The sequence below is a fragment of the Streptomyces sp. NPDC091682 genome (assembly GCF_044756625.1).
Taxonomy (GTDB): domain Bacteria; phylum Actinomycetota; class Actinomycetes; order Streptomycetales; family Streptomycetaceae; genus Streptomyces.
In genome coordinates, this window is record NZ_JBIVTH010000007.1 from 77,751 (window position 1) to 103,053 (window position 25,303).

General features: G+C 71.1%; 20 protein-coding genes. 10 read left to right on the forward strand and 10 right to left on the reverse strand.

Annotated elements, in window-relative coordinates; translation table 11 throughout:
- The first annotated feature begins 17 nt into the window (after positions 1-17).
- Complete coding sequence (locus tag ACIQK6_RS17720) at positions 18-260, forward strand: hypothetical protein (protein WP_329102005.1); 243 nt, start codon at positions 18-20, stop codon at positions 258-260.
- 109 nt (positions 261-369) lie between these two features.
- Here ACIQK6_RS17720 and ACIQK6_RS17725 read toward each other — a convergent pair whose 3' ends face one another.
- Positions 370-861 (reverse strand): MarR family transcriptional regulator, encoded by a 492-nt coding sequence (locus ACIQK6_RS17725; protein ID WP_329102007.1) that lies wholly within the window; start codon positions 859-861, stop codon positions 370-372.
- Positions 862-978: 117 nt separating this feature from the next.
- Here ACIQK6_RS17725 and ACIQK6_RS17730 point away from each other — a divergent pair, with 117 nt between their 5' ends.
- The 4 genes from ACIQK6_RS17730 (at position 979) to ACIQK6_RS17745 (ending at position 4,109) form a co-directional block, all read left to right on the forward strand.
- On the forward strand, positions 979-1,203 hold the full coding sequence (locus ACIQK6_RS17730) for a hypothetical protein (RefSeq protein WP_329102009.1): 225 nt from the start codon (positions 979-981) through the stop codon (positions 1,201-1,203).
- An 89-nt stretch (positions 1,204-1,292) separates the two neighbouring features.
- The gene (locus ACIQK6_RS17735) at positions 1,293-2,225 is read left to right on the forward strand and encodes an EamA family transporter (protein ID WP_329102010.1); all 933 of its coding nucleotides are present in this window, start codon (positions 1,293-1,295) and stop codon (positions 2,223-2,225) included.
- Between the two features lie 41 nt (positions 2,226-2,266).
- Positions 2,267-3,196, forward strand: coding sequence for a DMT family transporter (locus ACIQK6_RS17740; RefSeq protein ID WP_402695059.1), 930 nt, complete (start codon positions 2,267-2,269; stop codon positions 3,194-3,196).
- 10 nt (positions 3,197-3,206) lie between these two features.
- Positions 3,207-4,109 carry a LysR family transcriptional regulator gene (locus ACIQK6_RS17745; protein ID WP_329102015.1) on the forward strand — a complete coding sequence of 301 codons (903 nt, stop codon included), beginning with the start codon at positions 3,207-3,209 and terminating at the stop codon, positions 4,107-4,109.
- Positions 4,110-4,320: 211 nt separating this feature from the next.
- On the opposite strand, the gene pepN (ACIQK6_RS17750) is transcribed toward ACIQK6_RS17745, so the two are convergent.
- Together pepN (ACIQK6_RS17750) and ACIQK6_RS17755 are read right to left on the reverse strand one after the other, a co-directional pair.
- Positions 4,321-6,909, reverse strand: coding sequence for an aminopeptidase N (pepN, locus tag ACIQK6_RS17750; RefSeq protein WP_329102017.1), 2,589 nt, complete (start codon positions 6,907-6,909; stop codon positions 4,321-4,323).
- 141 nt (positions 6,910-7,050) lie between these two features.
- Entirely contained in the window at positions 7,051-8,079 is a 1,029-nt protein-coding gene (locus ACIQK6_RS17755; protein ID WP_329102019.1) for an aspartate-semialdehyde dehydrogenase, read from the reverse strand.
- Between the two features lie 260 nt (positions 8,080-8,339).
- Between ACIQK6_RS17755 and ACIQK6_RS17760 the strand changes: the two genes are divergently transcribed.
- Positions 8,340-9,821: a M28 family metallopeptidase gene (locus tag ACIQK6_RS17760; protein ID WP_329102021.1), complete on the forward strand. Its 1,482-nt coding sequence runs from the start codon at positions 8,340-8,342 to the stop codon at positions 9,819-9,821.
- A gap of 77 nt (positions 9,822-9,898) precedes the next feature.
- On the opposite strand, the gene ACIQK6_RS17765 is transcribed toward ACIQK6_RS17760, so the two are convergent.
- Positions 9,899-13,222, reverse strand: a complete 3,324-nt coding sequence (locus ACIQK6_RS17765; RefSeq protein ID WP_329102023.1) for a S8 family serine peptidase — start codon at positions 13,220-13,222, stop codon at positions 9,899-9,901.
- A 273-nt stretch (positions 13,223-13,495) separates the two neighbouring features.
- The gene (locus tag ACIQK6_RS17770) at positions 13,496-14,056 is read right to left on the reverse strand and encodes a CGNR zinc finger domain-containing protein (protein ID WP_329102024.1); all 561 of its coding nucleotides are present in this window, start codon (positions 14,054-14,056) and stop codon (positions 13,496-13,498) included.
- Between the two features lie 123 nt (positions 14,057-14,179).
- Between ACIQK6_RS17770 and ACIQK6_RS17775 the strand changes: the two genes are divergently transcribed.
- A complete protein-coding gene (locus ACIQK6_RS17775) occupies positions 14,180-15,067 on the forward strand; it encodes a pyridoxamine 5'-phosphate oxidase family protein (RefSeq protein ID WP_329102026.1) in 888 nt (295 codons plus the stop codon).
- Here ACIQK6_RS17775 and ACIQK6_RS17780 read toward each other — a convergent pair.
- Together ACIQK6_RS17780 and pepN (ACIQK6_RS17785) are read right to left on the reverse strand one after the other, a co-directional pair.
- Positions 15,043-16,002 (reverse strand): hypothetical protein, encoded by a 960-nt coding sequence (locus ACIQK6_RS17780; protein ID WP_329102028.1) that lies wholly within the window; start codon positions 16,000-16,002, stop codon positions 15,043-15,045. The genes ACIQK6_RS17775 and ACIQK6_RS17780 overlap by 25 nt on opposite strands.
- A 254-nt stretch (positions 16,003-16,256) precedes the next feature.
- A complete protein-coding gene (pepN, locus tag ACIQK6_RS17785; RefSeq protein WP_329102031.1) occupies positions 16,257-18,815 on the reverse strand; it encodes an aminopeptidase N in 2,559 nt (852 codons plus the stop codon).
- Between the two features lie 139 nt (positions 18,816-18,954).
- Between pepN (ACIQK6_RS17785) and ACIQK6_RS17790 the strand changes: the two genes are divergently transcribed.
- Positions 18,955-19,599: a DsbA family protein gene (locus ACIQK6_RS17790; RefSeq protein WP_329102034.1), complete on the forward strand. Its 645-nt coding sequence runs from the start codon at positions 18,955-18,957 to the stop codon at positions 19,597-19,599.
- Between the two features lie 126 nt (positions 19,600-19,725).
- Here ACIQK6_RS17790 and ACIQK6_RS17795 read toward each other — a convergent pair whose 3' ends face one another.
- Both ACIQK6_RS17795 and ACIQK6_RS17800 read right to left on the reverse strand, forming a co-directional pair.
- Complete coding sequence (locus ACIQK6_RS17795) at positions 19,726-20,382, reverse strand: superoxide dismutase (protein WP_030016698.1); 657 nt, start codon at positions 20,380-20,382, stop codon at positions 19,726-19,728.
- Between the two features lie 185 nt (positions 20,383-20,567).
- A complete protein-coding gene (locus ACIQK6_RS17800; protein ID WP_329102037.1) occupies positions 20,568-21,977 on the reverse strand; it encodes an amino acid permease in 1,410 nt (469 codons plus the stop codon).
- Positions 21,978-22,125: 148 nt separating this feature from the next.
- On the opposite strand from ACIQK6_RS17800, the gene ACIQK6_RS17805 reads away from it, so the two are divergent.
- Positions 22,126-22,908, forward strand: a complete 783-nt coding sequence (locus tag ACIQK6_RS17805; RefSeq protein ID WP_402695060.1) for an SDR family NAD(P)-dependent oxidoreductase — start codon at positions 22,126-22,128, stop codon at positions 22,906-22,908.
- A gap of 55 nt (positions 22,909-22,963) precedes the next feature.
- Here the strand turns inward: ACIQK6_RS17805 and ACIQK6_RS17810 are convergent, their stop codons facing one another.
- The gene (locus ACIQK6_RS17810; RefSeq protein ID WP_402695061.1) at positions 22,964-24,361 is read right to left on the reverse strand and encodes an amino acid permease; all 1,398 of its coding nucleotides are present in this window, start codon (positions 24,359-24,361) and stop codon (positions 22,964-22,966) included.
- Positions 24,362-24,647: 286 nt separating this feature from the next.
- Here ACIQK6_RS17810 and ACIQK6_RS17815 point away from each other — a divergent pair, with 286 nt between their 5' ends.
- Positions 24,648-25,232 (forward strand): biotin transporter BioY, encoded by a 585-nt coding sequence (locus ACIQK6_RS17815; protein WP_402695062.1) that lies wholly within the window; start codon positions 24,648-24,650, stop codon positions 25,230-25,232.
- Positions 25,233-25,303 lie beyond the last annotated feature (71 nt).

The following is a 25,303-nucleotide window of genomic DNA, read 5'->3' on the forward strand; positions in this document are numbered from 1 at the left end:
TTCGCTACGTTTGCACCGTGGACAAGAAGAACGCTCTGCGCGCCGGCGCCGTCACGGCCGGAACCGCGCTGATGATGCTGCTGATGACGTCTCCCGCCCTCGCGCTTACCCGCGACGACGGTGACGACCCGGGTCCGGGCCTGAGCATCGGTGAGACGCTCGGCCTGTACGTGGCCCTGCCCCTGGTGATCTTCCTGGGCATCATCGGTCTCGTGATGGTCCTCGACAAGTCGTCGGACCGGAAGCCGAAGCAGGCCTGAGCCGGTCCGGCCCCACGGGGCCGGGACCAGTAGACCTTTCCGGGCGCCGGGGGTCCGCACCGCCGATTCGTTTCGACCGTGCGACGACCCCCGGCGCCTTGTCGTACCCTCAGACGGCGGCCAGGAGCCGGCGGAGCAGGCCGGTGAGCACGGCGACCTCGTCGTCGGTCAGCCCGGTGAGCGCGGCGCGCTGCACTTCCAGACCGGCGCCGACGGCCTCGTCGATGAGCGCGAGGCCGCGGTCGGTGATCGTCACCTGGAGCCCCCGCCGGTCGTGGGGATCGGGCTTGCGGTAGAGCAGCCCGGCCTTCTCCAGCTTGTCCAGACGCCCGGTCATGCCGCCCGTGGTGAGCATCAGGGTGGCCGAGAGCTGCCGGGGCGAAAGCGTGTAGGGCTCGCCCGACCGGCGCAGCGTGGCCACGACGTCGAACTCGCCGCGCGAGATGCCGAAGCGCGCATAGCGCTGCTCCATTGCGTCGCCCATGGCCTTGGCGATCCGGTAGATGCGTCCGAAGACGGCCATGGGGGCCGTCTCCAGGTCGGGGCGCACGGCGAACCACTGGGCCGTGATCGCATCCACTGCGTCCTTGTCGTCACTCATGCGTGCAGTATCCGGCTTCCCCGAGATCGTTCGCAAGAAAGTTGCTTGACGGTAAGTAGCTTAGCGATAAGCTACTTACCAGCAACCAAGTCCGGGGGGGAGGTCATGGCCGTGTTCATGAGGAAGACAGCCGCATCAGGGGAAGCGAAGGTCGCGGGGGAGCGGTCGCGGCTCCCCGGAATCGGCATCGGCTCGATCGGGACCGGTAGGCACGTCCCCTTCTCGCTGGTCTTCTTCCACCACGTCACCGGCCTCTCCCCCACCGTCGTCGGCCTGGTCATGACGGTGACCGGGCCGGTCGGGCCGGCGTTCGTGCCGCTGGCCGGCCCGGCCGCCGCCTGAGCCCCGCCGGTCCACCTGCCGGTCCACCCGCCGGCTTTCCCCGCCGGTCCTCCCGCCCGCTCGCCCGTCAGATCCAGGAGCCACCCGCCATGAAGCGCTTAGCCACCGTCGCCCTGACCGCACTCGCCCCCATCTCCTGGGGCTCCACCTACGCCGTGGCCACCGAGCTGCTGCCGCCCGACCGGCCGCTGTTCACCGGAGTGATGCGGGCCCTGCCCGCCGGACTGCTGCTGACCGCCCTGGCCCGCACCCTGCCCAAGGGTCAGTGGTGGTGGAAGTCCGCCGTCCTCGGCATCCTCAACATCGGCGCCTTCTTCCCGCTCCTGTTCCTCTCCGCCTATCGGCTCCCCGGCGGGGTCGCGGCCGTACTGGGCGCCGCCGGCCCGCTGTTCGTCGTAGGGCTGGCCGCGCTCGTCCTCGGGGAGCGGGCGAGCCTGCGCACCGTGCTCGCCGCCGTCGTCGCGGCGTTCGGCGTGAGCATGGTCGTCCTGACCGCCGAGGCCCGGCTCGACGCGGTCGGCATCGTCGCCGGTGTGATCTCCTCCGCCTCCATGGGTGCCGGCACCGTGATGACCAAGCGCTGGGGCCGCCCCGAGGGCGTGGGCCCGCTGGCGATGACCGGCTGGCAGCTCACCGCGGGCGGACTGTTCATCATTCCGGTCGCCGCCCTCGTCGAGGGCGCCCCGCCCGCGCTCGACGGCAAGGCCTTCCTCGGATACGGCTACATGATGCTGATCAACACCGGGATCGCGTACTGGCTCTGGTTCCGCGGCATCGGAGCCCTCAGTGCCACCTCGGTCACCCTGCTCGGCCCGCTTTCCCCGCTCACCGCCGCCGTCATCGGCTGGGCCGCCCTCGGGCAGGCGCTCTCGCCGATCCAGCTCGTCGGGATGGCGATCGCCTTCGGGGCCACCGTCGCCGGTCAGCTGGCCGCCGCCCGCAAGCCCCGATCGTTCAGTTCTCCTGAAAAGAATGATCAGAACATTTCGATGGACCTGACGGATGAGGCGGTGCGACGGTAGTCCACACACCCCACCAGCCCACCCCGAGGAGCAGACCCACAGTGGCCGTCATGGACCGCGTCCGTACCGTCTCGCAAGCCGAGCCCGGCAGCACCGGAAAGAAGGGTGCCGCCGGGCTCGGCGTACTCCTCGCCCTGCTCGCGACGGTCGTCTGGTCCGGCAGCTTCGTCGCCACCCGGGGCATGGCCGAGACCGTCCCGCCCGTCCAGGCGGTCTTCTGGCGCTGGATCATCGCCCTCCTCGCCGTCGCCCCCTTCGCCGCCCGCCAGGCCTGGCAGCAGCGGGCCCTGATCCGGCGCCACCTCGGCTTCGTCGCCTTCGCCTCACTGTTCGGCGTCACCCTCTACAACACGCTCGTGCACCAGGCCGGACTAACCACCTCCGCCTCCAACATGGGCATGATCATGGCCGCCTCGCCCGTCATCATGGCGCTCTACGCCCGCCTCGGCGGCGAACGGCTCGGCAAGCGGCGGACCTTCGGCATGCTGCTCGCCGCCTTCGGAGTGCTGCTGCTCGTCGGGGACGGCTCGCTCGGCTTCGACTTCGGCGCCGGCGACCTGTGGATGTTCGCCGCCGCCCTCTCCTTCGCCACGTACAGCGCCCTGCTCAAGCGCAAGCCCGCCGAACTCGGCGGAGCGGCCTTCCTGATCACCACCTTCGTGCTCGGCGCGCTGATGCTGGCACCCGCCTACGCCGTCTCCGTATCCGTCCAGGGCGGCTTCGAGGCCACCACCGGGACGGTCGGACCGCTGCTGTACGTCGGGGTGTTCTCCTCTGCCGTCGCCTTCTTCGCCTGGAACAAGGCCGTCTCGATGATCGGGGCGGCCCGCGCGGGAGTCGTCTACTACCTCCAGCCGGTGTGCGTGGCCGGGCTCGGCCTCCTGCTGCTGGACGAGCGGACCGGACCGGCGCAGCTGCTCTGCATGGCGCTCATCCTCGGAGGGGTCGGGCTGGGGAGTGCCCGGCGGTAGGTTCGGGCCCATGACCGAGTGGGACATCAAGAAGCTGCGGATCTTGCGGACCCTCGCCGAACAGGGGACCGTGACCGCCACGGCCGAGGCGCTCCACATGACGCCCTCGGCCGTTTCGCAGCAACTGACGAACCTCGCCCGGCAACTGGGCGTGGTGCTGCTGGAGGCCGAGGGCCGCCGGGTGCGGCTCACGGACGCGGCCCACCTCGTCCTGCGGCACGCGGAAGCGGTGTTCGCACAACTGGAGCGGGCCGACGCGGAACTGGCCGGATACCTCGCCGGGGACACCGGCGAGGTACGGGTGGGAGCGTTCTCCACCGCCGTACCGGCGCTCGTGGTCCCCGCGGTGGCCGCGCTGCGGCGGACCCGTCCCGGGGTGGAGGTCCGGGTCCGGGAGACGGAAGCCGCCGAGGCCTACCAGCTCCTGTCGGCCGGGCACGTGGACCTGGCGCTGTCCCTCACGGCCCACGCACCGACCGCGCGCGATCCCCGGTTCACCCGGGTCGTGCTCCTGGAGGACCCGCTGGACGTGGCCCTCCCGCCGAGCCACCCGCTGGCGGCCGCGCCCGACCTGCGGCTGGCGGACCTGTCCGGCGACCCGTGGATCTACGGGGGCAGCGGACCCTGGTCGGAGATCGCCCGGTCCGCGTGCGAGGCGGCGGGCTTCGTCCCGGAACAGGCGCACTCGGCGTCCGGCTGGACCGCGATCCTGGCCATGGTCGAGGCGGGGATGGGGGTGGCGCTGGTACCCCGGATGGTGTCGAGCCGCGCCTCGGGCGTGGCCGTCCGGGTGCTGTCGCGGGACCGCCCGACGCGGCACGTGCTCGCCGCGGTCCGGCGCGGTGCCGAGTCCGCGCCCGCGCTGTCCCACGTCCTGACCGCCCTGCGCGAGGTGGCGTCGGCCCGGCGGTAGGGGTCCGGGACTCCGCCCCGGACCCCGTACGTGCGCTCCGCGCCCGTGCCCTCAAACGCCGGGCGGGCTGGATCTTCCAGCCTCGCCCAGGGGCCCCTCCCAGCGGTAGCTGGGGGAGTTTGAGGCGCGGGGTCCGGGGCGGAGCCCCAGGCGCGGAGCCGCACCCGCGGGAGGAGTTGCTCCCACGGGTGCGGGCAGAGCCCGGGGGCCCTTACGCCTGAGCGGCAGCGGCGGCGTCGGCGGCCTGGGCCTTCAGGGCGCGCTCGACGCCCGCGCGGGACTCCGAGATCAGACGGCGCAGGGCCGCGTTCGGCTCGGCCGAGGCCAGCCACGCGTCCGTCGCGTCCAGCGTCGCCTGCGAGATCTGGAGCGTCGGGTAGAGGCCCACCGCGATCTGCTGGGCGATCTCGTGGCTGCGGGTCTCCCAGACCTCCTTGACCGCCGAGAAGAACTTCTCGGTGTACGGGGCCAGCAGCTCGCGCTGGTCGGTCTGGATGAAGCCGCCGATCACGGCCTCCTGCACCGCGTTCGGCAGGTCGCCGGACTCCACCACCGAGGCCCACGCCTCGGCCTTGGCCTCCGCCGTCGGGCGCGCCGCCCGGGCGGTCGCCGCGTGGCGCTCGCCGGCCGCCGTGGCGTCCCGCTCCAGCTCCGCGGCGATGGCCGGCTCCCCGGCGACGCCCGTCGCGGCGAGCCGCTCCAGGAAGGCCCAGCGCAGCTCGGTGTCGACGGCCAGGCCCTCGATCTCCGCCGCGCCGTCCAGCAGCGCCGACAGGTAGGTCAGCTGCCCCTCGGTGCGGGCGCTGGCCGCGAAGGCACGCGCCCACGCCAGCTGGTGGTCGCCCGCCGGCTCGGCGCCGCGCAGGTGCTCCAGGGTGGCCTCGGTCCAGGCCGCCAGGCCCTCCTCGCGCCACGCCGGGTCGGCGTACAGGTCGATGGCCAGTTTCACCTGGCGGTGCAGCGACTGCACCACGCCGATGTCGGACTCCTTGCCGATGCCCGAGAGGACCAGCGCGAGGTAGTCGCGGGTGGCGAGCTCGCCGTCACGCGTCATGTCCCAGGCCGAGGCCCAGCACAGGGCGCGCGGCAGGGACTCGGCGAAGTCGCCGATGTGCGCGGTGACGGTGGCCAGGGACTCCTCGTCCAGGCGGACCTTCGCGTACGACAGGTCGTCGTCGTTCAGCAGGAAGACCGCCGGACGGGTGCGGCCGACCAGCTCCGGCACCGTGGTGAGCGCGCCGTCGATGTCCAGCTCGATCCGGTCGGTGCGCACGAGGGCGCCGTCCTGGAGCTCGTACAGGCCCACCGCGATGCGGTGCGGGCGCAGGGTGGACTCGCCCTTGGCGCCGGCGGGCAGCGCAGGCGCCTCCTGGCGGATGCCGAAGGCGGTGATCACACCGTTCGCGTCGGTGGTGACCTCCGGGCGCAGGATGTTGATGCCGGCCGTCTCCAGCCACGCCTTCGACCAGGCGGCCAGGTCGCGGCCCGAGGTTTCCTCCAGGGCGCCCAGCAGGTCCGACAGGCGCGTGTTCCCGAACGCGTGCGCCTTGAAGTACGCCTGTACGCCCTTGAAGAAGGCGTCCGTCCCGACGTAGGCGACGAGCTGCTTGAGCACCGAGGCGCCCTTGGCGTACGTGATGCCGTCGAAGTTGACCATGACGTCGTCGAGGTCACGGATGTCGGCCATGATCGGGTGCGTGGACGGCAGCTGGTCCTGCCGGTACGCCCAGGTCTTCATGGAGTTGGCGAAGGTGGTCCACGCGTGCGGCCACTTCGAGCCCTCCGCGTACGCCTGGCAGGCGATCGACGTGTACGTCGCGAAGGACTCGTTCAGCCACAGGTCGTTCCACCACTCCATGGTGACCAGGTCGCCGAACCACATGTGGGCGAGCTCGTGGAGGATGGTCTCCGCGCGCACCTCGTACGCCGCGTCCGTCACCTTCGAGCGGAAGACGTACTGGTCGCGGATGGTGACCGCGCCCGCGTTCTCCATGGCGCCCGCGTTGAACTCCGGGACGAAGAGCTGGTCGTACTTGGCGAAGGGGTAGTCGTAGGCGAACTTCTCCTGGAACCAGTCGAAGCCCTGCCGGGTGACGTCGAAGATCGCGTCCGCGTCGAGGAACTCGGCGAGCGAGGGGCGGCAGTAGATGCCGAGCGGGACGGACTGGCCGTCCTTGCCCTCGTAGGAGCTGTGCACGGAGTGGTACGGGCCGACGATCAGCGCGGTGATGTACGAGGAGATGCGCGGGGTCGGCTCGAAGCGCCAGACGTTGTCCTTGACGTTCGCGGCCTCCGGCGTCGGCGAGTTCGAGATGACCGTCCAGCCCTCGGGGGCCGTCACGGTGAACTGGAACGTGGCCTTCAGGTCGGGCTGCTCGAAGCTGGCGAAGACCCGCCGCGCGTCCGGAACCTCGAACTGGGTGTAGAGGTAGGCCTGCTGGTCGACCGGGTCGACGAAGCGGTGGAGGCCCTCACCGGTGTTCGTGTACGCGCAGTCCGCGACGACGCGGAGCTCGTTGGCCCCGGCCGCCAGGTGGCGCAGGGCGATCCGGGAGTCGTGGAAGACCGCCGCGACGTCCAGCGACTTGCCGTTGAGGACGACCTCGTGCACGGCCGGTGCGACCAGGTCGATGAAGGTCTCGCCCCCGGCCTCGGCCGACTGGAAGCGCACGGTGGTCACGGACGGGTAGGTGCCACCCTCCTGTGCGCCGCTGAGATCGAGTTCGATCTCGTAGGAGTCGACGGTCAGCAGCTTGGCCCTCTGCTGAGCCTCTTCACGGGTGAGATTCGTGCCAGGCACGCGTTCATCTCCTTCGATGGTGACGTTGCCCGGCCATCCTGCCATCCGGACAGCGCCACTGCCCCGGACTAATCCACGGGCGAAAAAACGCGCGCGGGGGCGGCACCGTGACGGTGCCGCCCCCGCGTCGGACGAGCGGGATCAGCCGCGCAGCTCCTCGGCCACGAGCTCGGCGATCTGCACCGCGTTCAGGGCCGCGCCCTTGCGCAGGTTGTCGCTGGAGAGGAACAGCGCGAGGCCGTTCTCCACGGTCTCGTCGGAGCGGATGCGCCCCACGTAGGAGGCGTCCTTGCCCGCCGCCTGCAGGGGGGTCGGGATCTCCGAGAGCTCGACGCCCGGGGCGTCCTTCAGCAGCTCGTAGGCGCGCTCGACGCTGATCGGGTTCGCGAAGCGGGCGTTGACCTGCAGGGAGTGGCCGGCGAAGACCGGCACGCGCACGCAGGTGCCGGAGACCTTGAGCTCGGGGATCTCCAGGATCTTGCGGGACTCGTTGCGGAGCTTCTGCTCCTCGTCGGTCTCGAAGGAGCCGTCGTCGACCAGGTTGCCCGCGAGCGGGACCACGTTGTAGGCGATCGGGCGCTTGTAGACGGCGGGCTCGGGGAACTCCACCGCGTCGCCGTCGAAGGTCAGCTGGTCGGCGGTCTCGGAGACCGCGCAGGCCTGGCCCTTGAGCTCGGCCACACCGGCCAGACCCGAGCCGGAGACGGCCTGGTAGGTGGTGGCGACCAGCGCGGTCAGGCCGGCCTCGTCGTGCAGCGGGCGCAGCACCGGCATCGCGGCCATGGTGGTGCAGTTCGGGTTCGCGATGATGCCCTTGGGGCGGTTCTTGACCGCGTGCGGGTTGACCTCGGAGACCACGAGGGGGACCTCCGGGTGGCTGCGCCAGGCGGAGGAGTTGTCGATCACGACGGCGCCCTGCGAGGCGACCTTCTCGGCGAGGGCCTTGGAGGTGGCGCCGCCCGCGGAGAAGAGCACGATGTCCAGGCCCGCGTAGTCGGCCGTGGAGGCGTCCTCGATGGCGATCTCCCGGCCCTCCCACTCGATCGTCGAGCCGGCGGACCGGGCCGAGGCGAACAGGCGCAGCTCGTCCACCGGGAACTTGCGCTCGGCGAGGATGCTGCGCATGACTCCGCCGACCTGACCGGTGGCTCCGACGATTCCGACCCTCACGGTGACTCCTTTTGGTACGTACGACGCGGGCGCGCGTGGAGCCATCATGCGTTCGACCCCACGAGCCTTGTCCAATCCATTGTCCGAGGTGCGGACGGTGTCCTGAATGTGAACCCCCGTGGCGAGTTCGTGGCGGGCCTGTTGCGGGGCCCCTGAACACCCGTTTTGCCTGGTCGGAGCCGGTTAGCGTCCAGTCTGTCGTGACCGCTATCCGGACATGACCGACCGCAGAACGAACCATCGATTCGGGGAGATCCACCGTGCGCGCCATCCGCCACCGCCGCCGGTCCATACCGGCGCTCGCCGCCCTCGCGGCCGCCGCCGTCGCCGCGCCCGTCCTGCTGACCGCCGCGCCGGCGGCCGCCCATCCGCGCGAGGGCCGGCTGGCCAAGGAGCTGGTGCCGGAGGTCACCGCCAAGGGCGCCCACCGCCACCTGAAGAAGTTCCAGCAGATCGCCGACGCCAACGGCGGCAACCGCGCCGCCGGTACGCCGGGCCACGCGGCCTCCGCCGCCTACGTGTACGACACGCTGAAGAAGGCCGGGTACCAGGTCTCGTACCAGGACTTCGACATCTACGAGGCGCACACCAAGGTGGAGAGGACCACCGTCCTCGGTCAGGGCTCCCGCGAGCTGGCCACCGCCGCGTTCACCTTCACCCGGTCCACCCCGGCCGGCGGCCTGGCCGCGCCGCTCGCCCTGGCCCGGGTCGACGAGACCCCCGGCTGCACGGCCGACGACTACCCGGCCGGTGCCTTCGCCGGAAAGATCGCCCTGGTCAAGCGGGGCGCGTGCACCTTCGTGGAGAAGCAGCGGGCCGCCGCCGCGGCCGGCGCGGTCGGCGTCATCGTCTACAACCACAGCGGGACGACCCCGGTGCGCGGCGGGTTCTCCTCGCCCGCCGAAGGGATCATCCCGAGCGCCGGCATCACGCTGGCCGACGGCGAGGCGCTGACCGCGGCCGCCGCGCAGGGCGAGGTGAGCGTGCGACTGGAGCTGGACCAGGAGCACGTGAAGAGGACCACCCGCAACGTGATCGCCGAGACCCGGGGCGGGCGGTCCGACCGCGTGGTCACCGTGGGCGCCCACCTGGACTCGGTACCGGAGGGTCCGGGCATCAACGACAACGGCTCCGGTTCGGCCGGGCTGCTGGAAGTGGCCCTGAAGCTCGCGGACGAGGGCGCCAACAAGAAGGGCAAGGGGCCCGCCAACAAGGTCCGCTTCGGCTGGTGGTCGGCGGAGGAGCTGGGCCTGCTGGGCTCGGAGCACTACGTCGCGCAGCTGTCCGAGAAGCAGAAGAAGGACATCGCGCTGTACCTGAACTTCGACATGATCGCCTCGCCGAACCCGGTGCAGTTCGTCTACGACGGGGACGACTCGGACAAGACGGGTGCGGGCGCGGGACCGGCGGGCTCGGCCCAGATCGAGGCGCTGATCAACGGCTTCCTCGACAAGAAGGGCAAGCCGCACGAGGGCAGTGACTTCGACGGCCGCTCCGACTACGGCCCGTTCATCGCGAACGGCATCCCGGCGGGGGGCACCTTCACCGGCGCCGAGGGCATCAAGACCGTCGAGCAGGCGGGGCGCTACGGCGGTACGGCCGGGGTCCCGTACGACCCGAACTACCACGGGAAGGGGGACGACCTGAAGAACCTGGACCTGAAGGTCTTCGACACCAACCTGGACGTGATCGCGCACGCGGTCGGCACCTACGCCGAGTCGCTGCGCTCGCTCGGCAAGTAGCGGATCAGGGGGAACGGCCCGAGGGGGCGGTGCTCGTCAGAGCGCCGCCCCCTCGGGGTTTTCCGTACCGCAGGTTCCTACGGGAGGACCTTCTCGATCTGCACGCTGCCGGTGCCGGCGGCGGTGCCGCGGGCGTTGAGCAGCTGGACCTGGCCGAAGAACTGACGGCCCTCGGGGGCCGCGCTGCTGACCAGGACGTTCGCCGAGACCTGCGCGGTGGCGCCGGTGGCGAGGTTCACCGCGGCGGCCTCGTCGACCTGGACGGAGCCCAGGGCGGACGAGAAGAACACGTCACGGTAGTCGTACGTGGTGGAGCCGGACGGGATCGCGTAGCCGATCACCTTGACGGTGTAGGTGCCCGCGGCCGGGTTCACCAGGCTCACGGCCTCCTCGGAGTCGCCGTCGGCGGCCGAGCCGACCTTGATGCCGTCCTTGTAGACCTCGAGGTCGAGGTCGGCGGCGGTGTCGGACACCTTGCCGATCGCGACGTCGAGGCGCGAGGTGCCCGCGGGGACCGCGATCTCGGTGGACTGGGTCTGACCGGGGGCGATGGTCGGCTTGGCGACCTTCGCGGAACCGAGCGGACCGCCGGCGAGCTTGCCGCCGGAGATGGCCGCGCCGGCGTTCTTGACGCTCCACTGGACCGGGGCGGGGGTGCCCTGCTTCGCCTCGGGCAGGACCTTGACCGCGGGGTCGAAGGTCGCGCCGAGCACGGAGACGTCGAGCTTGAACGGGTTGTCGAGCACCGGCGACGTACGGCGGGCCTCGACCTCGATCTCCCAGACGCCCGGGGTCGGCTCGGGGTACGAGCGGACGTCGGGGCGGCAGGTGTTGGCCGGGTTGTCGTAGTTCGGGTAGCAGTTGGTCGTGGCCGTCGGGTCGACCGGCGTTCCGTGCGGGTGGATCGCGATGAAGCGCGTCTGGGCGCCCGCCGCGAGACCGCCGAGGGCGACCTCGAGGCTCTTGGCACCCGGCGGGACCGTCACGAAGTACGACTTGTGGCTGTTGCGCTGCACCGAGGAGCTGTCGGACAGGGTGAACGACGGCGCGGCCAGGGGGGCGGCGGCCACGACGGTCGTCAGGATCTGCTTGTCGATGCCCTCGGTGGTCTCGTCGTCCAGCTGCAGGATGCCGCTGTGGACGCCGGCCGTCTTGGCGTTGGCCTCGACCTTGATGGTGACGGGCTTGTTCAGCGGCAGGGTGACGTAGTCGTAGCCGCCGATGACCTTGAAGGTCCCGTCGTTGTTGCGCCAGCTCAGGTCGTGCCGCGTGCCGTACTTGACGCCCGTGGTGCGGGTGACGACGACGTTGTAGACCTTCTTCTGGCCGACCTTGAGGCCGCCCTCGCGGTCGTACAGGCCGGTGCCGAAGCCCGGGGTCTTCAGGAACTGGTCGAGCGCGGTGTCGACCGGCGCCTTGACGGTGAACTCGTTGGCCTTCGCGTCGCGCTGGATGGACTCCCACGCGCCGGGGATGTCGATCAGACCCGAACCCTGCGCGTGCGCGGGGACGTTGTCGATCTTCTTGGCGGCCGTGGTGAGCGCGACCCGCAGCGAGGCCGGCGTCAGCTTGATGTTGTGCTGCTTGGCGGCCGAGATCAGCAGGGCGCTGGCGCCCGCGGCCTGCGGCGAGGCCATCGAGGTGCCCTGGAGCATGCCGTAACCGGCCGGCAGGGTGTAGCCGGCCTCCTTCACCGGGGCGCCGGGCAGCCAGGTCTGGATGGTGTTGATGGCCGCGCCGGGGGCGCTGATGGTCGGCGTGAAGCCGCCGTCCTCACGCGGACCGCGCGAGGAGAAGGGGAACATGTTGTACTTCGTGCTCACACCGGAGCCGTAGTTGGCGGCCCAGGTCTCCTTGGAGACCGACGCGCCCACGGAGATGACCTTGTCCGCGAGGGCGGGGTCGCCGATGGTGTTGACGCCCGGGCCCGAGTTGCCGGCCGAGATGACCAGCTGGACGCCGTAGGTGTCGATGAGGTTCTTGTAGAGCTCGGAGCGCGCGTTGTTGCCGTCGTTCAGCGCCGGCAGGCCACCGATGGACATGTTGACGATGTCCACGCCGCGGTTGACGACGAGGTCGATCATGCCCTCGGTCAGCGCGACGTTGGTGCAGCCGCCGGACCACGAGCAGGCGCGCGAGGAGACGAGCTTGGCGCCGGGCGCCTCGCCGTTCATCTGGCCGCCGAAGAGGCTGTTGGCGGCGGTGATGCCGGCGACGTGCGTGCCGTGCTCGGACTCGATGATGCCGACGTTGACGAAGTCGGCCTTCTTGCCGACCCAGTCGCCGCCCAGCGGGTCCATCGGGACGTTCTTGCGGATCTCGATCACGAACGGGATGCGCTCGGCGACGTCGGTCGCCGGGTTGTCCGTGCCGAAGTAGCCGATCTGGTAGCCGTCCTTGTACGGCTTCATCGGCTCGTTGTTCGTGAAGTCGCCGTCCTGGTCGGTGTCGACGCGGACGGTGCCGGCGGCGGCGTCGTAGAGCAGGCCGAACCGGTCGGTGGTGTCCCCGTCGCGGTTGACGTCGCCCTTCATGTCACCGGCGGCGGTGATCGACTCGCTGAAGCGGCTCCACTGGAAGCTGCCCTCCGGGGCCTTCCAGCTCTGGCCGCCCGCGGTGAAGGTGCCGCCGCTGGAGGTGACCGGATTGATCTGCGGGCGCCAGGTGGCGTCGTTGTCGGTGATCGGGTCGGTGGCCGTCACCCAGTCGACGATCTTGCGCTCGCCGGTGGTGGTCTTCTGCAGGGCCGGGTGACCGAGGTCGATGCCCGAGTCCATGATCCCGATGGTCACTCCGCGGCCGTCGGCCTGCGGGTTGTCCTTCACGAAGTCGACCGCACCGGTCTCGAAGGACGGGTTGTACGGGTTCTTCGCGGGGGTGTTCTTGTCCGGCGCCGCGTAGGTCTCGGCGGCGGTCTTCTTCACCGTGCCGGTCTCGCGGTCCGATTCGGGGCGCGGGTCCGGCAGCTGGATCTCGTGCCGCAGGTCGATGCCGTGCACCGAGGACAGCTTGGTGGCCGCCTTCAGCGCGGCCTCGGCCTTGTCGGTGGGCAGGGTGGCGCGCACGTAACCGAGGTTGTCGTACGTCTGGCCCACCGAGGCACCCTGGACCGAGCCGAGCTGGTCCGCCACCTGCTTGGTCTGGCCGGGGGCGGTCGCGACCATGACGGTGACGTTCGCGTCACCCTTGGCCTTGGCCTCCTGAAGCAGTTCGGCGTCGGCCGAACCGAGCTTCTGGTCGGCGGACTTGACCGCGGGCGTGGTGCCCGGGGTGTCCGCGCCGGTCGCCGCGAAGACGGGCCCGGCGCCGGTGGCCGCGAGAGCGGCGACCAGCCCGGCCGCGGCCGCGACGCGCGCGACGCGTCTGGCCCCGGATATGGAACTGGGGGATTCGAGGGTCATCAGCATCCCTGGTAAGTGAAAGATACGGTCCGGATTTCGGTGCCGGATGACCGGTCAGCTTGGCCTAAGCGACAGCTCTTTGGGGAGAGTTGTCATTGACCGAGACCTGCCATGGCGGAACCTCGCCAGCGCGAAGAATGCGCCAGCACGGCCTTACCGGGGCACAGTGGTGCGAACCGCAGGGACTGATCGATCGATTTATCGACTTGGCGGCCATGCGTCAGCACCGGGACGCGGTCGCGTTCCGGTGCAGGTGTGACAGATTTCGCGCGCTCAGCGCTCGCGCGTGCGCGCGTAGTGGCGCGAGGCTTTCGCCCGGTTTCCGCAGGCGGCCATCGAGCACCAGCGCCGCGTGCCGTTGCGCGAGGTGTCGTGGAAGTGCAGGACGCAGGTCTCGGAGGCGCACTTGCGGATCCGGTCGGGCGCGGTGCTCAGCAGGTCCAGGTAGTTCCGGGCGGCCGTCCAGGCGGGCCCCCAGGTCGGATCGTCGAACTCGGCGCGCTCGCCCGGCCCGTCAGCGGTCAGGGTGGCGCGGATGCGGCCGTGCTCCAGCACGGCGTCGACCAGGGTGCGGGCGCTCTCGTCGGTCGGGTCCGCGACCGCGCGGGCCAGGGCCTCGCGGGCGGTCAGGAGGTGGACGAGGGTGGCCGCATCCGCGCGGAAGCGATCGGCCAGGCCGGTGCTCTCCAGCCAGACCGCCAGCCCCTGTACCCGGGTGAGCCCGGCCGCGCCGGCGAAGAGGTCCAGTGGTTCGCCGTCTGCGACCCAGCGGGTGTTGAGCAGGTCGAGGGCGACCGGCTCCCCGGTCAGGGGTCGTGGATCCGCCGCCGTCATGTCGCTGGAGTCCTTCTCGTCGATTGGCTAACCCCTCAAGGTTACGTGAGCGGTTGACGCCCGCGTATCTAACCTTTAATCTTGACGTGAAAGGTTAGATGTGATCGTGGGAAGGATACTCCGATGTCCGGGGCGTACCACTGGGGCGCGCTGGCCGTGCAGGAGCGGGTCGGCGTACGGGACCTCGCCGAGCGCGTCGGCCGCTCGATCGGCACGGGCGTACGGGACGTCGCCGCGGCCTTCTTCGGGCTCCAGCCGCACCTGGTCGTCGGCGCCGCCGACGGCGCGGGGCGGGTGTGGGCCTCCCTGCTCACCAGTGCGCCCGGTTTCGTACGGGCCACCGGGCCGGACCGGGTCGCGGTCGCCGGCGGTCCACCGGCGGGAGATCCGCTCGCCGAGGCGCTGGCCACGGCCGGGACCCGGGTCGGGACCATCGCGCTCGACCCGCGCACCCGGCGCCGGATGCGGTTGAACGGGACCCTGGAGGTGACGCGGGGAGGCTTCGCCGTCGAGGTCGAACAGGTCTTCGGCAACTGCCCGAAGTACCTGCAGGCGCGGCAGCCGCTGGAGCTCGTCCGGCAGGGGCCGGGTGTGGTGCGGCGCGGGGAGGCGCTGACCCCCGGCCAGCAGCGGGCCGTACGCGCCGCCGACACCTTCTTCGTCGCCACCACGGCGGAGGCGGACGGGGTCGACGCCAGTCACCGGGGCGGGCTGCCGGGCTTCGTGGAGGTGCTCTCGCCGGTCGAGCTGGCCTGGCCGGACTACGCCGGCAACGCCATGTTCTTGACGCTGGGGAACCTGACGGCCGACCCGCGGGCGGGGCTGCTCTTCCCGGACTGGGAGAGCGGGGCGGTCCTTCAGCTCAGCGGCCGGGCCCGGACGGAGTTCGGGGCCGACGGGAGCCGCCGCACCCGCTTCCGGGTGGAGTCGGTGGTGGAGGCGCTGCATCCAGGTCGGCTGCTCTGGAGCGCCCCGGAATACTCGCCTCACCTGGGCAGGACCACCAGGTAGGCGGCGGGTTCCCGGTCGTCGGCGGCCGTCAGGGCGGTCCGGATGACCGCGGCCTGCTGCTCGGGCCAGTCGCGGAGCTTGCGCGGGGTGATGTGGATGACGGTCACCCCGAGCCGCTCCAGCGTCTCGCGCTTGCGCACGGACTCCGACCACTGCTCGTCTTCGCCCTGGCGCGGGGCGCGGGTGTCGATCTCCACGGCGACGGACTGCTCGGGCCAGTACGCGTCGACCCCGCCGAGGTGCGGGCCACCGGGCAGGCGCAGGTCGACGTTCCAGGCCGGGTCGGGGAGCTCGCAGCCGCGTACGAGGTGGTACAGCCGGTCCTCGGCGATGGCCCGGCCCTCCGCGAGCAGCGACTCGACCGCATCGACCACGTGCGGCCGGTTCAGCAGCCGGGCCACCGTCAGCTCCCGTACGACGGCGGCCGGTTCGCAGTGCCCGCCGCGAACGGCCTCGCTCAGCAGGCGGCGTACGGTGCCTGCGTCGGAGAGCTGGGTGACGGCGTCGGCGACGGCCCGCGCGACGGGTGCCACCGGCAGTCCGGTCACCTCCTGGGGCCTCGGCGGGGTGTGCGTCCGTACGATCCGCACGTCCCCGGTGGAGCGCAGCCGCCGGGTGCCGGGCACCAGGACGTCGATGTGCGGGAGGGCGAGCAGCGGGGGCGCCGAGCCGAACCGGTACAGGGCGAGCGCCGCCAACCCGGTGATCATGGCCTCGTCGCCGCGTCGCCCCGCGTACAACAGCGCCGCGTGCAGCCGCTCCTCGCTGGTCGCCGGCCCGGAGTGGAGCAGGAACACCCCGGGCAGGATCTGCTGCCAGGGCCGCTCGGCCGCGTCGGAAGCGGTGACGCCGTGCTCGCGCAGCTGGGCGAGGGTCAGCACGCGGGGGCGGCTACCGGTGAGGTGGGCGAGGGGGAGGGGCGCGTTGTGGTTCATGACGCGGTGATTCCCGCGGGCCGCGGCCCTGCTAACCCCTGTTACGCGCTCGTCGACAAATCCGGACAAGCCAGGGCTAAAGTACGGGCGTTCGACTGCCGATGGAGTGCGCCCGTATGGGGGACCCGGCCCGGCGCCGTTTCCCGGGCTCTGCCCGGACCCGGTCCTCAAACGCCGGACGGGCTGAATGCTCAGCCTCGCCGGCGTTTGAGGCGCGGGGTCTGGGGCGGAGCCCCAGCAGCGGAGCCGCGGGATTACTGGCCCGCCGCCTCGTCGCAGCGCTGCGCGGCAAGGGCCCGGGCCAGGTCGTCGCGCGACTCCAGCACCAGGCGGCGCAGGGCCGGCGGAGCCGAAGGGTGGGAGGACAGCCAGGCGTCCGTCGCCGAGACGGTGGACTCCGAGTCCTGGAGCGACGGGTACAGCCCCTTCACCACGTCCATGCCGATCTGGATCGACCGGTCCGCCCACAGCCGTTCGATCACCTCGAAGTAGCGCCCCGCGTGGCCCGCCAGCAGGCCCCGCTGCGAAGGCTGCTGCATGCCCGCGATCGTTGCCTCGACCAGCGCGTTGGACAGCGCGTCCGATTCGACCACCGCCGCCCACGCCTGGTCCTTCACCGCCTGCGAGGGCCGCGCCGCCAGGCACCGCACCTGGTGCCGCTTGCCCGAAGCCGTGTCGTCGCGCGCCAGTTCGGCGGCGAGCACGGCCTCGTCCACCGCCCCGTGCGCGGCCAGCGGCAGCAGGAAGTCCCAGCGCAGCTCCTGGTCCACCTCCAGCCCGTCGATCCGCGCCGAGCCCTCCAACAGCCCCAGCAGCAGCTGGAAGTCGTCCTCCGTCGCCGCGCTCGCGGCGAAGAAACGGGCCCACGTCAGCTGGTGTTCCGACCCCGGCGCCGCGACCCGCAGCTCGTGCAACGCGCCCGCCGCGAGCTCCCGCCCGCCCTGCTCGCGCCAGGCGGGCGCCGCGTAGTGGGTGACCGAGGTCAGGGCCTGCGCGTGCAGCATCTGCAGGACGCCGACGTCGCTCTCGCGGCCCGCGTGCGCGAGGACCAGCGAGACGAAGTCGCGCGCCGGCAGCAGGCCGTCGCGCGTCAGGTTCCACAGCGCCGACCAGCTCAGCGCCCGGGCGAGGGGGTCCGTGAGGTCACCGAGGTGCGCCCGCAGCGTGGCCATCGAGCCCTCGTCGAAGCGGATCTTGCAGTAGGTGAGGTCCTCGTCGTTGACCAGGACCAGGTCGGGCCGCTCCGCGCCCGCCAGTTCCGTGACGACCGTCCGCACTCCCGACACGTCCGCGTCGGCCCGCGCGTAGCGCACCAGCGCCCCGTCGGAATCCAGCCGGTACAGGCCCACCGCGACCCGGTGCGGGCGCAGCTCGTCACCTTCCTGCACGACCGCCAGTTCCGTCACCCGGCCGCCCGCGTCGTAGGCGATCACCGGGGTCAGCGCGTTCACGCCGGCGGTCTGCAGCCAGGCCCGCGACCACTGCGCCATGTCCCGCCCGGAGACCTCCGCGAGCACCGACAGCAGGTCGTCGAGCGTGGTGTTCCCGTACGCGTTGGCCTTGAAGTAGCGCCGGGCGCCCTCCAGGAAGGCCTCCCGCCCCACGTAGGCGACCAGCTGCTTGAGCACCGCCGCGCCCTTGGCGTAAGTGATGCCGTCGAAGTTCAGCTTGGCGTCCTCCAGGTCACGGATGTCGGCCGTGATCGGGTGCGTGGACGGCAGCTGGTCGGCCCGGTAGGCCCACGCCTTGCGGTTGTTGGCGAAGGTGACCCACGCCTGGTCGAAGCGGGTGGCCTCCACCAGTGCGAAGGAGCCCATGAAGTCCGCGAAGGACTCCTTCAGCCACAGGTCGTCCCACCACTTCATGGTGACCAGGTCGCCGAACCACATGTGCGCCATCTCGTGCAGGATCGTGTTCGAGCGGCGCTCGTAGGAGGCCTTCGTGACCTTGCCGCGGAAGATGTACTCCTCGCGGAAGGTCACCATCCCCGGGTTCTCCATCGCGCCCAGGTTGTACTCGGGCACGAAGGCCTGGTCGTACTTTCCGAAGGGGTACGGGTAGTCGAAGATCTCGTGGAAGAGGTCGAAGCCCTGCTTGGTGATCAGGAAGACGTCATCGGCGTCGAAGTGCTTCGCCAGTCCCTTGCGGCACATCGCGCCCAGCGGGACGGTCAGGTCCCCGCGCGTGTAGGAGTCCGTCACGTAGTGGTAGGGGCCCGCGACCACGCACGTGATGTACGTGGAGATCGGCGCGGTCTCCGCGAACCGCCAGACGCCCGCTTCGCGGGACTCCTCCGCACCGTTGCTCCACACCTGCCAGCCCTCGGGAGCCGTCACTTCGAAGCGGTACGGGGCCTTCAGGTCGGGCTGTTCGAAGTTCGCGTACACCCGCCGCGCGTCGGCCGGCTCGTACTGGGTGTAGAGGTAGACCTCGCCGTCCTCCGGGTCCACGAAACGGTGCAGGCCCTCGCCGGTCCGGCTGTACGCGCAGTTGGCGTCCACCACGAGGACGTTCTCGGCGGCCAGGCCGTCGAGGGAGATCCGGGCGCCGTCGAAGACGGCGGCCACGTCCAGCGCGCGCCCGTTCAGGGTCACGGCGTTCACCGAGGGCGCGATCAGGTCCGCGAAGGTGGAAGTGCCGGTGCCCGCCGCCCGGAAGCGGATCGTGGTCACCGAGCGGAAGGTCCGCGGACCCTCGGCCGGTTCGGCCTCGTCCACCGCGGACCGGATGTCGAGGACCACCTCGTACCCGTCGACGGACAGCAGCTCGGCCCGCTCGCGGGCCTCGTCGCGGGACAGATTCTCTCCGGGCACGTGCACTCCTTCGTGCGTGGTCGCGTTCTTGCGTCGAATCCTCGCACGAGGGAATGCGCGCCACCCGGTACTGGTTGGTGACGGGGGACCTGAGCCCAGTGATGCCCTTGTGCGACCCATGCAGATACCGAGGAGAGACATGACCGACACCCAGGAGCGCGAGAAGACCCCGGTCGACTTCTGGTTCGACCCGCTGTGCCCTTGGGCCTGGATGACGTCCCGTTGGATGGTCGAGGTCGAGAAGGTCCGCGACGTCGAGGTCCGCTGGCACGTGATGAGCCTGGCGGTGCTCAACGAGAACAAGCTCGACGAGCTGCCCGAGGTCTACCGCGAGCTGCTCGGCCCCAAGGGCTGGGCCCCGGTGCGCGTGGTGATAGCCGCCCAGCAGAAGCACGGTGAGGAGGTCACCGGCAAGCTCTACACCGCGCTCGGCACCCGCATACACAACGACGAGAAGGGCCCGACCCGCGAGGTGATCGCCGAGGCGCTGGCCGAGGTCGGCCTGCCGGCCGAGCTGCTCGCGTACGCCGACTCGGACGAGTACGACGAGGTGCTGCGGGCCTCGCACAACGACGGGATCGACCGGGTGGGCCAGGAGGTCGGCACCCCGGTGATCTCCGTTCCGGGTGCCGAGGGCGACGTCGCCTTCTTCGGTCCGGTCGTCACCCCGACCCCGCGCGGCGACGCGGCCGCCCGGCTCTGGGACGGCACCCTGCTCGTCGCCTCGACCCCGGGCTTCTACGAGATCAAGCGCACCCGTACCAAGGGTCCTTCCTTCGAGTAGGACCGGCCGCCGCACCACACAGAAGACCCCCGTGAGTCACGTCCTCACGGGGGTCTTCCGTTCGACACGCCCGCCGGTGAAGGTTGAGAAGACGATCACGAGGCGGACGGGTTCGTGGTGCTGCGATCAGCCCTTGGCGGGGATCAGCAGCGGGGTGTTCGCCTTGGCGTCGGCGTAGCGCTTGGACACGTCCTGCCAGTTGACGACGTTCCACATCGCCTCGATGAAGTCCACCTTCTGGTTCTTGTACTGAAGGTAGAAGGCGTGCTCCCAGGCGTCGAAGACCAGGATCGGCGTGCTGGCGACGCCCACGTTGCCCTGGTGGTCGTAGACCTGCTCGACGACCAGGCGGCCGCTGACGGGCTCGTACGCGAGCACGCCCCAGCCGGAGCCCTGGGTGGCGGAGGACGCGAAGGTCAGCTGCTTCTTGAACTTCGCGAAGGAGCCGAAGGACTCGGTGATCGCGTCGGCCAGGTCGCCCAGACCGTCGGCCGCGGTGGGCTCGCCGCCGCCCTCGCCGGTCTTCGGGCTCGCCATGTTGTGCCAGTAGATGCTGTGCAGGATGTGGCCGGAGAGGTGGAACGCGAGGTTCTTCTCCAGGCCGTTGAGGGCGCCCCAGTTCTCCTTGTCGCGCGCCTCCGCCAGCTGCTCCAGCGTGTTGTTGGCGCCCGTGACGTAGGCCGCGTGGTGCTTGTCGTGGTGCAGTTCGATGATCTGCGGGTTGATCACCGGCTCCAGCGCCGCGTAGTCGTACGGAAGCTCAGGAAGCGTGTAGATGGCCATGCGTGTTTTCCGGTCCCCTCGGCGTGCCAATCGCTAATTGCAATTAATGCGCAACTGCACGCTAGCAGCATCTATTCCTCTGCTCACGTAAGGGTTACCTCTCTTGTCGGGACCTCCGGAACGCCGGAGGCCGGGCCCATGCGATCGCATGAGCCCGGCCCCTGACGTGCCGTTCGGTGCGGGTGTTACGCCGCTGCGCCTGCCGCCGATGTCCGGCGCTGCAGGACGTATCCGGTCACCGCGAGGGCGACGGTGAGCCCGCCGGTGAAGACCACCTGGACGCGCGTGTCCTCGCCCAGGGCCATCAGCACCAGCACCGCGGCCACCCCAGCCAGCGCCACCCAGGTTAGGTAGGGGAAGCCCCACATCTTCACGACCAGCTTCTCGGGGGCCTCGCGCTCCAGCCGGCGGCGCAGCACGAACTGCGAGACGGCGATGAAGCCCCAGACGATCAGGATGACCCCGCCCACCATGTTCAGCAGCCAGGCGAACAGGGTGTCCGGGTACCAGTAGGACAGCAGCACCGTGACGAAGCCGAAGCCGCAGGAGGCGAGGACCGCCCGGCGCGGCACCCCGCCGTCGACCTTGCCCAGCGCCTTGGGGCCCTGGCCGCGGGAGACGAGGGAGTAGGCCATCCGCGAGGAGCCGTAGATGTTGGCGTTCATCGCGGACATGAGGGCGATCAGGATGACCACGTTCATGATCTCGCCGGCCGCCGGGATGCCCAGGCGGTCCAGGGTCGCGGCGTAGGGGCCGTCCGCCGTGACGGCCGGGTCGTTCCACGGCAGGAGGGTGACGATGACCAGCATGGAGCCCACGTAGACGATCGCGATCCGCCACATGGTGGTCCGCACGGCCGTGGCCACGCCCTTGACCGGGTCCTCGGACTCGGCGGCCGCGATGGTCACCGTCTCCAACCCGCCGTACGCGACGACGGAGGCCAGCAGGCCGACCAGCAGGCCGTCCACGCCGTGGGGCAGCAGGCCGCCGTCGTGCAGCAGGTTGGCGGAGCCGGGGGCGTCGGTGCCGGGCAGCAGGCCGAGCACGGCCAGCACGCCCAGGCCCAGGAAGAGCGCGATCGCGCCGATCTTGAGGGCGGCGAACCAGAACTCGAACTCGCCGAAGTTCGAGACGGCGGCGAGGTTGGAGCCGCAGAACACCGCCATGAAGACCAGCACCCACATCCAGGAGGGGGTGCCCGGGAACCAGCCGGTCACGATGTGCGCCGCGCCGATGGCCTCGATGGCCACGCCCACGCAGAGCAGGATCCAGAACATCCAGCCGGCGGTGAATCCGGCCCAGGGCCCGATCGCCCGCTCGGCGTGCACGGAGAAGGACCCCGAGGCGGGGTTGGCGGCGGACATCTCGCCGAGCATCCGCATCACGAACATCACGAGCAGCCCGGACGCCGCGTAAGCGAGCACGATCGAGGGACCTGCGGCGGCGATGCCGGCTCCGGAGCCGACGAAGAGTCCGGCGCCGATGACACCGCCGAGGGCGATCATCGAGAGGTGGCGCTGCTTGAGTCCGTTGCCGAGGGGCGAACCGGCGCCGGTCTGCGGCGCTTCGGGGGGTGTCAGGGTGCTCTGGCTCATTTGCGCCAGTCTGCCGAGCGTCCGATCGCCGGACATTCTGCGTCCGATATTCGGACGACGGCTTCACGGTTCGTGATCACGCCCGTACGCTCACGGCGACGTCGCAGCCACCGGATGCGGCGGACGCACCGGATCGAGGGGGCAGTTGATGGGCCGGACCGTGACAGGACTTCGTAGCACCGGCCGGGGCGTACTCGTCACCGGCGCTTCCCGGGGGATCGGCCGGGCGATCGCGGCCGCCTTCGCCCAGCGGGGCGACCGGGTCGCCGTGCACTGCTCGGCCCGGCGCGCGGACGCCGAGGAGACCCTCGCCTCGCTGGAAGGGGAGGGGCATGCGCTGGTCGCCGCGGACCTCGGTGACCCGGCCGGCGTCGAGACCCTGGCGGCCGAGGCGGAGGAGGCGCTCGGCGGCGTGGACGTCCTGGTCAACAACGCCGCCGTCATGGTCGCCCACCCGCTGCCGGACACCTCGTACGAGGGCTGGCAGGAGGCCTGGCGGCGGACCGTCGACGTGAACCTCCTCGGCTCCGCCAACCTGAGCTACTGCGTCGCGCGCCGCATGATCGAGTCGGGCCGCGAGGGACGCATCGTCAACATCGGCTCGCGCGGCGCCTTCCGGGGCGAGCCCGACCACCCGGCCTACGGCGCGACCAAGGCCGCGGTCCACGCCCTGGGCCAGTCCCTCGCCGTGTCCCTCGCCCCGCACGGCATCGCCGTCGCCTCCGTGGCCCCCGGCTTCGTCGCCACCGAGCGGGTCGCAGGGCGACTGGAGGGGCCCGAGGGCGCCGGCATCCGGGCGCAGAGCCCCTTCGGCCGCGTCGCGGACCCGGAGGAGATCGCCTCCGCCGTGCTCTACCTGGCCTCCCCCGAGGCGGTCTGGAGCTCGGGCACGGTCCTCGACGTCAACGGGGCCTCCTACCTGCGCACCTGAGAACGGCAGGACCCCCGCGCCGTCGGCACGGGGGTCCTGTTCGTCCGGTTCTGCGTCAGGCCCTGCGGTCCCGCAGCTCGCGGATCCCCGCCACGGCGAGGACCAGTGCGGCCGCCCCCGAGGACCACAGCAGCTGGGGCCGTGCGGAATCGTCGAACAGCATCAGGACCAGCACCGCCGCCATTCCGAGCAGCGCCGCCCAGGTCGCGTACGGGAACAGCCACATCGGCAGGGTCAGCCGCTCGGGCATGTCCCGCTCGATCCGGCGGCGCAGCTTCAGCTGCGAGACGGCGATCAGCGCCCACACGAACAGCAGCACCGCGCCGACCGCGTTGAGCATGTAGAGGAAGATCGTGTCCGGCCACAGCAGGTTGAGCACCACCGACACGAAGCCGAAGGCCACCGAGGCGAACACCGCCCGGCGCGGCACCCCGCCGCCCGAGACCTTCAGCAGCGCCTGCGGCGCCTCACGGCGTTCGGCCAGCGAGAACACCATGCGCGAGGACCCGTACAGGTTCGCGTTCAGCGCCGACAGCAGGGCCACGAACACCACGATGTTCATGATCTGGCCGGCCCCCGGGATGCCGATGGAGTCGAGGACGGCGACGTACGGGCTCTCGCCCGGCTTCAGCGCGTTCCACGGCAGCAGGGTCACGATGACCACCATCGAGCCGACGTAGAAGAAGAGGATGCGCCACACCGCGCTGCGCACCGCCCGGGACACCGACCGCGCCGGGTCGTCCGATTCGGCGGCGGCGATGGTGACGACCTCCAGGCCGCCGAAGGCGAAGATGACGGCGAGCATGCCCGCGACCACTCCGCCGAAGCCCTCGGGGAAGAAGCCGCCCTGGCCGGTGAGGTTGGCCGTGCCGACCGGTTCCGTGTCCGGGAGCAGGCCGAAGACCGCGAGGGTGCCGAGGATCAGGAAGAGCACGATCGCGCCGACCTTCAGCGCGGCGAACCAGAACTCGAACTCGCCGAAGTTCTTCACGGCGGCCAGGTTGCTCACGGTGAAGACCACCATGAACAGCAGCACCCAGACCCACTGGTCGACCGAGGGCAGCCAGCCGTTCGCGATCTTCGCCGCACCGGTGGCCTCCACGGCCAGCACCACGACCAGCAGGAACCAGTACAGCCAGCCCGCCGAGAAGCCGGCCCAGCGCCCGAGCGCCCGCTCCGCGTAGACGGAGAACGAGCCCGAGGCGGGCATCGCGGCCGACATCTCGCCCAGCGCCCGCATCACCAGCATTGCGAGCAGGCCCGCGAGTAGATAGGAGCAGATGATCGCGGGACCGGCGATGCCGATGCCGGCGCCGGAGCCGACGAAGAGCCCGGCGCCGATGACGCCGCCGAGGCCCAGCATGGTCAGGTGGCGCTGCTTGAGGCTGTGGCTGAGGGGTTCCGCGGGCAGATCGCCCGTGGAGGAAGGTGCTTCTTCCAGGCGCTCACGCATGAAGGGTGCTCGTACTCTCGTTCGGGCCCAGTGGCGGTGGGAGCCCCGCGTCGGAATTGGCGGGATCCTACAGTCTCGCTGAGCGGCGGTCTTTCGTGCAAAACGGACGTGCTGTCCGATGTTCCTCGTGACCAGGATCACGCTGGCTCAGGCGTGGGGCATCGGCTTTGTGAAATCCCCACCAAAGCAGGGAGCGCGGCTTTGTCCCGGGCGGCGGTGGGGCGGCGGCGCGGCGCGCACTACCGTCGGTGATCGTCCCGCCACCCCTAACCCGTGGAGCCTCCCGATGAGCACTGCCTGCGTCTCCCTCCGGCCCGGCGCCGTCCTCGCCGACCTGCTGCCCGCGAGCCGCGTCCGCGACATCGCGCTCGTCGTCGGCGGCGCCGCGCTCACCGGGCTGGCCGCCCAGATCGCGGTTCCCGTTCCCGGCTCCCCGGTCCCCGTCACCGGCCAGACCTTCGCCGCGCTGCTCGTCGGCACCGCCTTCGGGGCACGCCGCGGCTTCCTCTCGCTCGCGCTGTACGCCCTCGTCGGCATGGCCGGCGTGCCGTGGTTCGCGGGCGGGACCTCCGGCGCGGGCGGCGCTTCCTTCGGCTACGTGCTCGGCATGCTGCTCGCCGCCACCGTCGTCGGCGCCCTCGCGCGCCGGGGCGGTGACCGCTCGGTGCTGCGCACGGCCGGCCTGATGGTGCTGGGTTCGGCCGTGATCTACGCGGTGGGCGTGCCGTACCTGATGGCCGCCACCGGGATGTCCCTCGGCACGGCCGTCGCGAAGGGCGTGGTCCCGTTCCTGATCGGCGACGCCCTCAAGGCCGCGCTGGCCATGGGCGCCCTGCCGGCCGCCTGGAAGCTGGTCGGCCGCCGCGGCTGAGCGGCCCCCGCCACGCACCGGAGCCCGGCCCGCCTCCACGAGGCGGGCCGGGCTCCGGCGTACGTGCACGT